Here is an 11784-nt window from a genome sequence, read left to right on the forward strand (position 1 = left end):
GTCAGTGGCCTTTCATATTCATGTCATGCCCCTTGTGCGGATCGTCAGCGGGGGCCGCCGCTGGCCCGGCCGGGGCCGGGCTCGAAGCCGCAGACGGCGCGGCGGGCGCTGGTGCCCGCTTGGCGGCCGCGCCATGTGCGCCATGCATTGCGTGCGCGCCATGCCCGGACCCGGCGGCGGAGTCCTGGATGGCCTCCAGCCAGACCTTGTCCGGCGTGGCCAGCGGCTTCGGGTCGGCTTGGCGGGCTGCAAAAACCGATTGGTATCGCAAGGCAGGCACAGCCGCACTGGCGTCGTCCGCCAGCGCCGTCATTCGGACGCTCTGTGCGTGGACAAACAGCGGTACTCCAGCGGCTGCAAAGAGCAGCAAACTGATACGTTTCATGAGGTTTCCTTAAAAGGATGCAATGATTTTCCGGCGCCGGGGGGCCGCGCATGGCCGACCCTGGATCCGCGCTTTCGACGATAGTCAGGCGAGGCGGCGGGGCGGACGCTTGGGCGTCGCAGGGATGTGGGCGATCATTGCAGGCTCGGCTGCGCCGCGCGCGCTGGTGGAAAACGCGGCGGGAAGAATCACCGTTGGCACGGCCGGCGGTGCGGCCGTGCCGGACGAGCAGCTCGCGCAATGGCTGCATTTTCCGTGCACGCCTGCGGGCTGGCCGTCATCCGGATTCGGCTCATGCGCAACATCGGACTGCACGTCGGCTGACATCTCCCCGCAATGCTGCGCCACGGCGTGTGGCACAGCGACGCTGCCGCAAGACTTAAAGGCGAACGCACTTCCCTGCAACGGCAAGGCAGCTATCAACATCCACAGCAGGAAACGAACAAGTACGCGCATAAGTTCGGAAATATTACAGGAGCGATCGAGGCACTGGCAAGTTCCAGCACGATACACCCTCCCACAAAGGGAAGGTCAAGTCTCAATCGATATCAAGCCGCACCGTTAAATTGAGCGTAAACTGGCGGATATCAGCTCTGTATCCCGGTCCAGCGAGAGGTTGCAATGCATCCATCTACCCTTCAAGTGCCCAACGACGAATTAAGCGATTTGGGACCGCGCACGATTGCGGAAGATGCACCGCAGGAGCGACGTCGAGTTGCCTTGAGCAAAGTTTTTGGCATATTCAAAGGCCGCGATGATGCGCCGCAAGATGGCCTGGCCTTCCAACTCGAAATGCGCACCGAATGACAGCGGTACTGTTCGACACCAATATAATCATTGATGTCCTTGCGGGCAGAGCCGAAGCGCGTGAAGAACTGATCGCCTATGCGGACGCGGCAATCAGCATCATCACTTGGATCGAAGTCATGACTGGTACACCTGCCGATCTCAGAGGACAGGTGAAACAATTCCTGTCCGATTCGGCGCTGACGATCATCCAACTTCGCGACGATATCCCCGCCGAAACTGCAAATATTCGATATACCGCGCTACATGAAATACCTAAGCGCCGACTCAAGCTGCCAGACGCAATCATTCAAGCCACAGCAAAATTGACCGGACGACTTCTGATTACCAGAAATATCACCGATTTCAGAGGACCGGGGCTACGGGTGCCCTACGAGGTCGATGCCATTGGTAACGTGACCAATATCTTGCCGCCCATTCAACAAAAATCAATTTAGCGACAAAATACCGGCAAGCCTGATGCCTTATTCATCGTCCTTCAGGGGCAAGGCCTTAGGCGGATAGCTGGCGAGCACGATGGAAGTGGTCACCGCGCCCAGGCTGGCCAACTCATCTATGGCAGCCTCCAGCTCGCTCATCGCCGCAACCGTCGCGCGCACGATAAAACAATCCTCGCCCGTGATGCGGTCGGCGCCGACGATGGCCGGCATGCTCTTGAACTTGCCCAGGCAAGCTTCGATCTGGCTGTGGGTCGTTTTCACTCTGATCAAAGCGCTGATGCCGAGCCCGGCCTGGCGCGCATTGATGCGCGCGCCGTAGCCTTCGATGACGCCGGCCTCCTCCAGGCGCTGGATGCGGGCCGTCACCGCCGGCTGCGACAGGCCGATCCGCTTGCCGATTTCGGTATTGCTCATGCGCGCGTTCTGCTGCAGCAGTGCGAGGATGCCGCAATCGAGGCGATCCAGTCCATGTTTGGTTTTCATTTGCGGCCACCCCTCAATTTTCAATGAAATCATTGTAATCGGTGATGATTTCAATGTTACGCCTCTGTCAGCGAGGCAGCATAATTGGCATACTGTCACTCGTCAATCACCTTCCCTCGCCAAACATGACCACTCCCGTCCTGATCGTCCCCGGCATCAATAATTCCGGCGCAAGCCACTGGCAAACCATTTGGGAGCGCAGCCATCCCGGCTTCGAGCGTTTGGCGGTGGAAGACTGGGACCACCCGGACAGCGCCAGCTGGAGCGACGCGATCGGCGCAGCGATGCGGCGGCTCGGCCCCCGCACCGTGATCGTGGCGCACAGCCTGGGTTGCCTGGCGGTGGCCCACTGGGCCGCGCGGGAAGGCAGCGCCGCCGCCGCGGCGTTGCTGGTGGCGCTGCCGGACCCGCAGGGCCCCGCGTTCCCACCGCAGGCGCTGGGCTTTTCACCCGTCCCGGAAACGCGCTTCCCCTTCCCCAGCATCATCGTCGAAAGCGGCGACGATCCCTATGCGAACCCGCCGTTCACGCAGCGCTGCGCGCGCGACTGGGGCAGCAAGGTGCACCAGGCGGGCAACCATGGCCACCTGAACGCGGCTAGCGGACTGGGTGCATGGCCGGCCGGCTGGGCCTTGTTTGAATCGCTGGCGCGCTGAAACGGGCCGTGAACGCCGGGAGACCGGCGCAGAAATCAGCGCACCCGTATCAGCACGGGCGCCCAGGTTTTCCCCGACGTTTGACTATGCCACGATGCCGTGTTATGTTATCGATACCATAAAAGTTCACAATATATTGGAGACACATGCTGCGCATGAAAACCATATGCAGTGCCATGGCACTTGCGACCGCCGTCCTTGCCGCCACCTCGGCGCTGGCAAATGCCGTTCCCGCCCAGCAAAAGGCAACGCCCGTTATTTCGGCGAGCAAAACGCTGTCGGGCCTGGCACTGCGAACCGAACAAGGCGTGCTGCGCCTCGAGCCATGGAGCGACCGCATCGTGCACGTGTTGGCCGGCGCTGCGCCGGACTGGGCCGGCAACTACAACCCAGCGGTGGTTGGCAAGCCGCAGGCCGTGGCCTGGACCGTGTCCGAAACGCCGACCCACCACGTGCTGGCCACGCCCGCGCTGCAGGTGCGCGTCAACAAGGCCAGTGGCGCGCTGAGCTTCCACGACCTGAAAGGAGCCGAACTGCTGGCAGAGCCGGCGGACGCGCGCCAATTTGGCGCTTCCAATAAAGGTGTTACCCAGATGTTTTCCTACGGGGGGCCCGTGCTCGGCCTGGGCCAGCACCTGAACGGCATGCTCGATTACAGTGGAAGCCGGGTCCACCTGCAGCAAGCCAACCGCGACGTCGCCGTGCCCATGCTGATGTCGCCCAAGGGCTTCGGCGTGCTATGGAACAACGCCTCGGTCACCGACATCGACGCCCACATGCCGGCCAGCCCCGAGCCCCTCGTGATCCGTTCCGAAGCCGGCGCCGGCGTCGATTACCACTTCATCTACGGACCGGAACTGGACGACGTGGTCGGTGGCTACCGCGACCTGACCGGCCGCGCTCCGATGATGGCGCGCTGGACCTGGGGCCTGTGGCAATCGAAAGAACATTACAAGACCCAGGACGAACTGCTCGGCGTCGCGGCGCGCTACCGGGAAATGAAGGTGCCGTTCGACGCCGTCGTGCAGGACTGGCAATACTGGAGCCAGGGCGGCTGGGGCGAGCACGTCATGGAACCTGCGCGCTTCCCCGATCCGAAAAGCATGATCAAGAAGCTGCACGAGCAGAACGTGCACGCCATCATTTCCGTGTGGGCGCGCTTCGACACGGGCACACGCAACACGGCGGAACTGGACCGGGCCGGCGCGCTCTATCCGAAGACCTATCCCAACGTCTACCCGGCCGGCCAGGGACGCTGGTACGACGCCTATTCGGCGTCCGCACGCCAGCTGTACTGGGAACAGATCAACCGCAACCTGGGCCAGGCCAACTGGGACGGCTGGTGGCTCGACGCGAGCGAGGCCGAGCTGGGCGGAAGCTGGGGCGAGATGCGCGACGTGAAGACCGGCGCCGGCGCCGGCGCGGAAGTGCTCAACGCCTATCCGCTGCTGCACACGACCAGCGTGTTCGACGGCATGCGCAAGGACTTCCCCGCCAAGCGGCCTTTCATCCTGACCCGTTCAGCCTACAGCGGCCAGCAACGCAACGGCGCGATCACCTGGTCCGGCGATACCCATGCCACCTGGGACGTGCTGCGGGCCCACATCCCGGCCGCGCTCAACTTCACCTTGAGCGGCATCCCCTACTGGTCTGCCGACATAGGCGGCTTCTTCGGCGGCGAACCTTCCGACCCGGCATACGCCGAGCTTTACACGCGCTGGTATCAGTTCGGCGCTTTCAATCCGATGTTCCGTGTACATGGCACGGGTCCCGGCAAGGAGATGTGGAAGTTCGCCCCGGCCACGCAACAAATCCTGCTCGACTACACGCGCCTGCGCTACCGCCTGCTGCCCTATATCTACTCCGCTTCGTGGGACGTCACGCGCAACCACGGCACCATGATGCGCGCCCTGGCCATGGACTTCCGGACCGACCGCCAGGCGGTGACCACACCGGACCAGTACATGTTCGGCAAAACCCTGATGGTGGCGCCGGTGGTGAGCGCCAACACCGACGTGCGCACGGTCTACCTGCCGGGCAAGGAGGACTGGTTCGACTTCTGGACCGGCAAGCGCCATGGCGGCGGCAAGGTCATCGCCGCCAAGGCAGACATCGCCACCATTCCCCTGTTCGCCCGCGCCGGCAGCATCCTGCCGCTTGGCCCGGTGGTGCAATATGCCGATGAAAAAAGCGCGGAACCGGTCGAGATCCGGGTGTATCCGGGCAAGGACGGCAGCTACGTCCTGTACGACGATGCAGGCGATGGCGACGGTTACACCGCCAACGCATACGCCACCGTGCGCTTCGAGTGGAAGCAGGCGGCCGCCAGCCTGACGATACAGCCACGGCAAGGCGCCTTCCCCGGCATGCCCGGCAAACAGGCCTACACGGTGCGCTGCGGAGCCCTGCCCGGGGATCCGGGTGTGCGGGTGGAGGGCGGCGCCAAGCCAGTCACCGTCCTTCTGGAAAAATGCCAGTGATCGCGCAGGAATCCGCTACGTCCGTATCAACACCGAAGACCAGGTCTTCTCCTTGATGCAGGCGATGCAGCGCGCGGTCAGGCGGTCGCGCGTTTTCTTCGTGGGTTCGAAGAATTCGCCGTCCGCCGGCCAGTACTCGCCGCAGGTGAGACAGCGCTTCTCCTGGCCGATGTCGGTCAGTCTCGACATGCTGTAGCGCCCACCAGGCGCCGCGCTGGCCCCAGACCGCATCAACAGGCCGTGTACGCGGTTTTCACCGTGGTGTAGAACTCGGCCGCATACCTGCCCTGCTCGCGCGCGCCGTAGCTGGACCCTTTGCTGCCGCCGAACGGTACGTGGTAGTCGACACCCGCCGTCGCCGCGTTGACCATCACCATGCCGGCCTGCACCTCGCGCTTGAAATGCACCGCGTGTTTCAGCGAGGTGGTGCAGATGCCCGCCGACAGGCCGAACTCGGAGTCGTTGGCCAGCGCCAGCGCGTGCTCGTAGTCGTCGGCCGCGATGACGCAGGCTACCGGCCCGAAGATTTCCTCGCGCGCTATCCGCATGTCTGGCGCGGCGTCGACGAACAGCGCCGGCTCCAGGTAGAAGCCTGGACGCTCCCGTTCCAGGCGCCGGCCGCCGAAGGCCAGTTTCGCGCCCTCCTGCCGGCCCAGCGCGATATAGTCGAGGTCATGCTGCAGCTGTCCGCCATCCACCACCGGGCCGATATGGGTGTCCGGCGCGCACGCGTCCCCCACACGCAGGCCGCGCAGCCGCGCGGTCACCGCCTCGACAAAACGCGGCAACACGGCCTTTTCGACGATCAGCCGGCTGGACGCCGTGCAGCGCTGGCCGGTGGAGAAGTAGGAACCCTGCACCGCCACTTCAACCGCCTGCGCCAGGTCCGCGTCGGCCAGCACCACCAGCGGATTCTTGCCGCCCATTTCCACCTGCACCTTGGCGCCGCGCTCGCAGGCGGAGGCGATGATGCGCCGCCCCGTGCCCACCGAGCCGGTAAAGCTGATGGCGTTGACGGCGCGCGCGTTGATGAAGGTCTGGCCGACCTGGCTGCCCGGTCCCATCACCAGGTTGAACACGCCCGGCGGCAGGCCGGAACGGCTGATGATTTCGGCAAGCGCCCAGGCCGACCCCGGCACCAGGTCGGCCGGCTTGAACACCACGCAGTTGCCGTAGGCCAGCGCAGGGGCGATCTTCCACGCCGGGATCGCGATCGGGAAATTCCACGGCGTGATGATGGCGACCACGCCCACCGGCTCGCGCCGTATCTCGACGTCGATGCCGGGCCGCACCGAGGGCAGGCACTCGCCCTGCGGCCGCAGCGCCTCGCCCGCGAAGAAGCGGAAGATCATGCCGGCGCGCGCCACCTCGCCGATGGCTTCGGGCAGGGTCTTGCCCTCCTCCCGCGCCAGCAGCTCGCCCAGTTCGCGCTGGCGCGCCAGCAGTTCGGCGCCGATGCGGTCCAGCGCGTCGGCGCGCAGCTGGATGCCGCTGCGGGACCACGCCGGGAACGCGGCGCGCGCGGCCGCCACGGCCTGCCCGGCCTGCGCCGCGTCGCCCTGCGCGTAGTGCGCGATCACGTCGTCCGTGTCCGAAGGATTGATGTTGGCCCTGGCGCTGCCGGCTTCCAGCCACGCGCCGTCGATATAGTTCGGTTTCATGTCCTGTCCTGTCCTTGTCGGCTTCAAATTGCCGCTTTGAGATACAGCTTGTGCAGCTGGTCCGCGTCCATGTCCAGCCACTCGGCCAGCACCTGGCCGGTGTGTTCACCCAGCGCCGGCGGCGGCAGGCGGTAGCGCACCGGCGAGGCCGACAGCCGCATCGGACTGGCCACCAGCGGCGCCACGCCAGCCTCCGGATGCGCCATCTCGATGCGCATGCCGCGCGCACGGACCTGCGGGTCCCCGAACACCTGGTCGATGCGGTTGATCGGCCCGCAGGGCACACCGGCCGCCTCGAGCGCGGCGATCCATTCGGCGGTGCCGCGCAGGATGGTGGCCTGGCGCAGCATGCGTATCAGCTCGGCGCGGTGCGCGACACGCTGCGGATTGGTGGCGAAGCGCTCGTCCGCCGCCCATTCGGGATGGCCGGCCACGCCGCAAAAGCGCACGAACTGTCCGTCGTTGCCGACCGCCAGTATCATGTCGCCGTCGGCAGTCGGGAAGTCCTGGTAGGGCACGATGTTGGGATGGCTGTTGCCCATGCGGCGCGGCAGCACCCCGCCGGCCAGGTAGTTCGACGCCTGGTTGGCCAGGCCGGCGATCTGCACGTCCAGCAGCGCCAGGTCGATGTGCTGGCCCAGGCCGGAGCGCGTGCGCTCCAGCAGCGCGGCCTGCACCGCGACGGCGGCGTACAGCCCGGTCATCACGTCGGTCAACGCCACGCCCACCTTCTGCGGTCCCGCCCCCGCCTCGCCGTCGGGCGCGCCGGTGACGCTCATCAGCCCGCCCATGCCCTGGATCAGGAAATCGTAGCCGGCGCGCGCCGCGTACGGCCCGTCCTGGCCGAAGCCGGTGATCGAGCAGTACACCAGGCGCGGGTTGAGCGCCATCAGGCTGGCCGCATCGAGGCCGTACTGCGCCAGGCCGCCCACCTTGAAGTTCTCCAGCACCACGTCGGCGCGCGTGGCCAGGCGGCGCACCAGCGCCTGCCCTTCCGGATGCGCGATGTCGATCGCCACCGAACGCTTGTTGCGGTTGGCGCACAGGAAGTAGGCGGCGACGTCGGTGTCGTCGCCCTGCCCGTCCTTCAGGTAGGGCGGTCCCCAGGCGCGGGTGTCGTCGCCCTGCTCCGGGCGTTCGACCTTGATCACGTCCGCGCCCAGGTCGCCCAGCACCTGGCCGGCCAGCGGACCGGCCAGCACGCGCGACAGGTCCAGCACCTTGACGCCGGCCAGCGCCGCGCCGCGCCGCATGTCCGTCCCCGCCCGCGCGTCCATGTGCGCGCCCTTGTCCGCGCCCGCGTCCTTGCCCATGCCCCCGGCCATGGTCAGGAGAACGCCGCCAGGCCGGTGATGGCGCGGCCGATGATCAAAGCGTGCACGTCGTGCGTGCCCTCGTAGGTGTTCACCACTTCCAGGTTGAGCAGGTGGCGGATCACGCCGAATTCGTCGCTGATGCCGTTCCCGCCCATCATGTCGCGCGCCATGCGGGAGATCTCCAGCGCCTTGCCGCAGCTGTTGCGCTTCATGATGGAGGTCAGCTCCACCGCGGCGGTGCCCTCGTCCTTCATGCGGCCCAGGCGCAAGCAGCCCTGCAAGCCCATGGCGATCTCGGTCACCATGTCGGCCAGCTTCTTCTGTATCAGCTGGTTGGCCGCCAGCGGACGGCCGAACTGGGTGCGGTCCATGGTGTACTGGCGCGCGCGTTCGAAGCAGTCCTCCGCCGCGCCCAGCGCGCCCCAGGCGATGCCGTAGCGGGCGCTGTTCAAGCAGGTGAACGGACCTTTCAGCCCGCGCACGTCCGGGAAGGCGTTCTCCTCGGGGCAGAACACCTCGTCCATCACGATCTCGCCGGTGATGCTGGCGCGCAGGCCCATCTTTCCGTGGATGGCGGGCGCGCTCAGGCCTTTCCAGCCCTTTTCCAGCACGAAGCCCCGGATCGCGCCCTCGTCGTCCTTGGCCCAGACCACGAACACGTCGGCGATCGGGCTGTTGGTGATCCACATCTTGGCGCCGGACAGCGAGTAGCCGCCGGGGACCTTTTTGGCGCGGGTGATCATCGAACCCGGGTCGGAACCGTGGTTGGGCTCAGTCAGGCCGAAGCAGCCTATGTATTCGCCGCTGGCCAGCTTGGGCAGGTATTTCTGGCGCGTGGCTTCGGAACCGAATTCGTAAATGGGCACCATCACCAGCGAGGACTGCACACTCATCATCGAACGGTAGCCGGAGTCGATGCGCTCCACCTCACGCGCCACCAGGCCGTAGCAGACGTAGTTCAGGCCCGTGCCGCCGTAGGCTTCCGGTATCGTCACGCCAAGCAGGCCCAGTTCACCCATCTCGCGGAAGATGGACGCGTCGGTTTGCTCGTGGCGGAAATTCTCCAGCACGCGGCCGGCCAGGCGGCCCTGGCAATAGTCGCGCGCGGCGTCGCGCACGGCGCGCTCCTCGGCGTGCAGTTGATCGTCCAGCAGCAGGGGGGAACTCCAGTTGAATGCGGTCTTGGTCATCTCGGCCTCGGTGTGTTCGGTGTGTGGATGGAATGGGCCGATCTTAGAGGCGCGCCGCCTTCCCAGCAAACGATTTGTTCTCACCCAGATATGCATTCCACTCATAACTTGCAGCGCAAGACTCCGCGTTGTAAGCTCGCGCAGCAGGCAACATTCACCCACCTATTCAAATCAGGCATGTCATGACGCGCAAAATCCCCATGTTGCAATCGCTTAGCTGCTTCGAGGCGGCGGCCCGCCACGAGAGCTACACCAACGCCGCGCGCGAACTGTCGCTGACCCAGGGCGCGGTGTCGCGCCAGGTGGCGGCGCTGGAAAGCTTCCTCGGCGTGCGCCTGTTCCAGCGGACCCGCCACGGCGTGGCGCTGACCCCGGCCGGCACGGCCTACGCGCGCCAGGTTGCGCTGCGGCTGGCCGGCCTGGAGCGCGATACGCTGGATGCCATGGCCGGGCAAGGCGCGGGCGGCACCATCCGGCTTGCCTCCGTGCCCACCTTCGCCACCCGCTGGCTGCTGCCGCGCCTGGAGGACCTGCACGCCAGCCATCCGGACATCGTGGTCCACCTGGACGCGCGCACGCGCCCCTTCATGTTCACCGAAGCCGAATTCGACGCCGCCCTGTACGCCGGCAGCCCGGAGCAGATCGCCAACTGGCCCGGCACGCGCGCCGTGATGCTGATGCCGGAAACGGTGGTGCCGGTGGCCAGTCCGCGCCTGCTGGCCGGGCGCAAGCGCTGGACGCCGCACGACATCGCGCGCCTGCCGCTGCTGCAGCAAAGCACCCGTCCCGACGCATGGCGCCAGTGGTTCGACGCCATGGAGGTGGACGCCGAACTGGCCATGCACGGGCCGCGCTACGAGCTGTTTTCGATGCAGGCGGTGGCCGCCGCACACGGCCTGGGCGTGGCGCTGCTGCCACGCATGCTGGTGGAGGCCGAACTGCTGCGCGGGGAATTGCAGGTGGTGTGCGACAAGCCGCTGGGCGGACAGCGCGCCTACTACCTGGTGACGCCGGAGGCCGCGCCGGACACGCCGGCGCTGGCGCGGTTCCGCTTATGGCTGCAGGTCCAGAGCGGCGCCGATAAGCGCTTGTAATATCACATAGAAACGTTTAATGTCACATGGAAACTTGACACATTTAATAAATCCATACGCCGGTCATCGGCCCAACTTGAAATCAACTTGAAAGTAAAGCAATGAAAACAAAAACGCTCATTACCGCCCTTGGACTGTTCGTCGCGGCGCTGGCACCGGCCGCCATGGCGGAGAATGGCGTGACCGCCACGGAGATCAAGATCGGCATGGCCAACGCCTTGACCGGACCGACCTCGGGGCTGGGCCTGGGCGTCAAGTCCGGCAGCGAGGCCTACTTCAAGAAAGTCAACGCGGCGGGCGGCGTGAACGGACGCAAGATCACCCTGGTGAGCGAAGACGACGGCTACGATCCGCCGCGTACCGCGGCCGCAACCGAAAAGCTGATCAAGAAGGACAATGTGTTCGCCTTGTTCGGCTACGTCGGCACGCCGACCAGCAAGGCTGCCCTGTCGATGGCGGTCGACAACAACGTGCCGTTTTTCGCCCCGTTCACCGGCGCCGAATTCTTGCGCGCCCCCGTCAACAAGCAGATCTTCAATATCCGCTCTTCCTACTTCAACGAGATCGAGATGCAGGTCGAGCGCCTGGTCAGCGATGCCGGCGTCACCAAGTTCGGCCTGTTCTACCAGGAGGACACCTACGGGAAGGTCGGCAAGGAAGGCCTGCAGCTGGCGCTGCAAAAGCGCAAGACGAGCATCGCCGCCGAAGGCCATTACATGCGCAACACGGAAGACGTCGATGCCGGCCTGGCGGCCCTGCTGGCGGTCAAACCGGAGGCGGTGCTGATGGTGGGCACTTACAAGGCCTGCGCCGCGCTGGTGCAAAAGGCCCATGCCGCCGGCTATAAGCCCAAGTTCTTCAACCTGTCCTTTGTCGGCACGGCCAACTTCATCAAGGCCGCGGGCGAAGCAGCGGAAGGCGTCTACATCACCCAGGTGGTGCCCTCGCCGTTCGACGACTCCATCCCCATCGTCAAGCAATACCAGGCCGACATGAAGGCTGCCGGCGTCCACGAATTCGACTACACCTCGTTTGAAGGCTACATCGACGCTGCGGCGCTGGTCGAGGGCTTGAAGAAGGCCGGCCCCGAACTGACCCGGGCCGGCTTCCTTGCCGCGCTGGAAAAAATGAACGTCAACCTGGGCGGACTCGATATCGCCTTCGGCCCTCAGGATCACCAGGGATTGAACAAGGTTTACCTGACCAAGGTCCACAAGGGCAAGCCTGTATCGGTCAGCAAGCTCTAAGAAAACCGGCAAGGCCGCATTCCCT

12 protein-coding genes are annotated in these 11784 nt (G+C 65.4%); 6 read left to right on the forward strand and 6 right to left on the reverse strand.

Annotated features, from left to right (window positions below; all coding sequences use genetic code 11):
- Position 1: 1 nt before the first annotated feature.
- Positions 2-385, reverse strand: coding sequence for a hypothetical protein (locus ACSQ8Y_RS12850; RefSeq protein WP_436266862.1), 384 nt, complete (start codon positions 383-385; stop codon positions 2-4).
- Positions 386-1006: 621 nt separating this feature from the next.
- Here ACSQ8Y_RS12850 and ACSQ8Y_RS12855 point away from each other — a divergent pair.
- Both ACSQ8Y_RS12855 and ACSQ8Y_RS12860 read left to right on the forward strand, forming a co-directional pair.
- On the forward strand, positions 1007-1192 hold the full coding sequence (locus ACSQ8Y_RS12855; protein WP_436266863.1) for a hypothetical protein: 186 nt from the start codon (positions 1007-1009) through the stop codon (positions 1190-1192).
- The gene (locus tag ACSQ8Y_RS12860) at positions 1189-1629 is read left to right on the forward strand and encodes a PIN domain-containing protein (protein WP_436266864.1); all 441 of its coding nucleotides are present in this window, start codon (positions 1189-1191) and stop codon (positions 1627-1629) included. The genes ACSQ8Y_RS12855 and ACSQ8Y_RS12860 overlap by 4 nt, the downstream gene beginning before the upstream one ends.
- A gap of 27 nt (positions 1630-1656) precedes the next feature.
- On the opposite strand, the gene ACSQ8Y_RS12865 is transcribed toward ACSQ8Y_RS12860, so the two are convergent.
- Positions 1657-2115 carry an Lrp/AsnC family transcriptional regulator gene (locus ACSQ8Y_RS12865; RefSeq protein ID WP_436266865.1) on the reverse strand — a complete coding sequence of 153 codons (459 nt, stop codon included), beginning with the start codon at positions 2113-2115 and terminating at the stop codon, positions 1657-1659.
- Positions 2116-2240: 125 nt separating this feature from the next.
- Here ACSQ8Y_RS12865 and ACSQ8Y_RS12870 point away from each other — a divergent pair, with 125 nt between their 5' ends.
- Positions 2241-2771 carry an RBBP9/YdeN family alpha/beta hydrolase gene (locus ACSQ8Y_RS12870; protein ID WP_436266866.1) on the forward strand — a complete coding sequence of 177 codons (531 nt, stop codon included), beginning with the start codon at positions 2241-2243 and terminating at the stop codon, positions 2769-2771.
- Between the two features lie 176 nt (positions 2772-2947).
- Positions 2948-5251, forward strand: coding sequence for a glycoside hydrolase family 31 protein (locus ACSQ8Y_RS12875; RefSeq protein WP_436266867.1), 2304 nt, complete (start codon positions 2948-2950; stop codon positions 5249-5251).
- A gap of 15 nt (positions 5252-5266) precedes the next feature.
- Here the strand turns inward: ACSQ8Y_RS12875 and ACSQ8Y_RS12880 are convergent, their stop codons facing one another.
- Genes ACSQ8Y_RS12880 through ACSQ8Y_RS12895 form a run of 4 tightly spaced genes read right to left on the reverse strand, consistent with a single transcriptional unit; the run spans position 5267 to position 9418 of the window.
- On the reverse strand, positions 5267-5440 hold the full coding sequence (locus ACSQ8Y_RS12880; RefSeq protein WP_436266869.1) for a hypothetical protein: 174 nt from the start codon (positions 5438-5440) through the stop codon (positions 5267-5269).
- Between the two features lie 41 nt (positions 5441-5481).
- Positions 5482-6912, reverse strand: coding sequence for an aldehyde dehydrogenase family protein (locus ACSQ8Y_RS12885; protein WP_436266870.1), 1431 nt, complete (start codon positions 6910-6912; stop codon positions 5482-5484).
- A gap of 23 nt (positions 6913-6935) precedes the next feature.
- The gene (locus ACSQ8Y_RS12890; RefSeq protein ID WP_436269812.1) at positions 6936-8189 is read right to left on the reverse strand and encodes a CaiB/BaiF CoA transferase family protein; all 1254 of its coding nucleotides are present in this window, start codon (positions 8187-8189) and stop codon (positions 6936-6938) included.
- Between the two features lie 50 nt (positions 8190-8239).
- Entirely contained in the window at positions 8240-9418 is a 1179-nt protein-coding gene (locus ACSQ8Y_RS12895; RefSeq protein WP_436266871.1) for an acyl-CoA dehydrogenase, read from the reverse strand.
- A 182-nt stretch (positions 9419-9600) separates the two neighbouring features.
- On the opposite strand from ACSQ8Y_RS12895, the gene ACSQ8Y_RS12900 reads away from it, so the two are divergent.
- Together ACSQ8Y_RS12900 and ACSQ8Y_RS12905 are read left to right on the forward strand one after the other, a co-directional pair.
- Positions 9601-10512: a LysR substrate-binding domain-containing protein gene (locus tag ACSQ8Y_RS12900; RefSeq protein ID WP_436266872.1), complete on the forward strand. Its 912-nt coding sequence runs from the start codon at positions 9601-9603 to the stop codon at positions 10510-10512.
- Positions 10513-10613: 101 nt separating this feature from the next.
- On the forward strand, positions 10614-11759 hold the full coding sequence (locus tag ACSQ8Y_RS12905) for an ABC transporter substrate-binding protein (RefSeq protein WP_436266873.1): 1146 nt from the start codon (positions 10614-10616) through the stop codon (positions 11757-11759).
- Positions 11760-11784: the final 25 nt, after the last annotated feature.

The organism is Pseudoduganella sp. LjRoot289, from assembly GCF_964252925.1.
Taxonomy (GTDB): Bacteria; Pseudomonadota; Gammaproteobacteria; order Burkholderiales; family Burkholderiaceae_D; genus Rugamonas.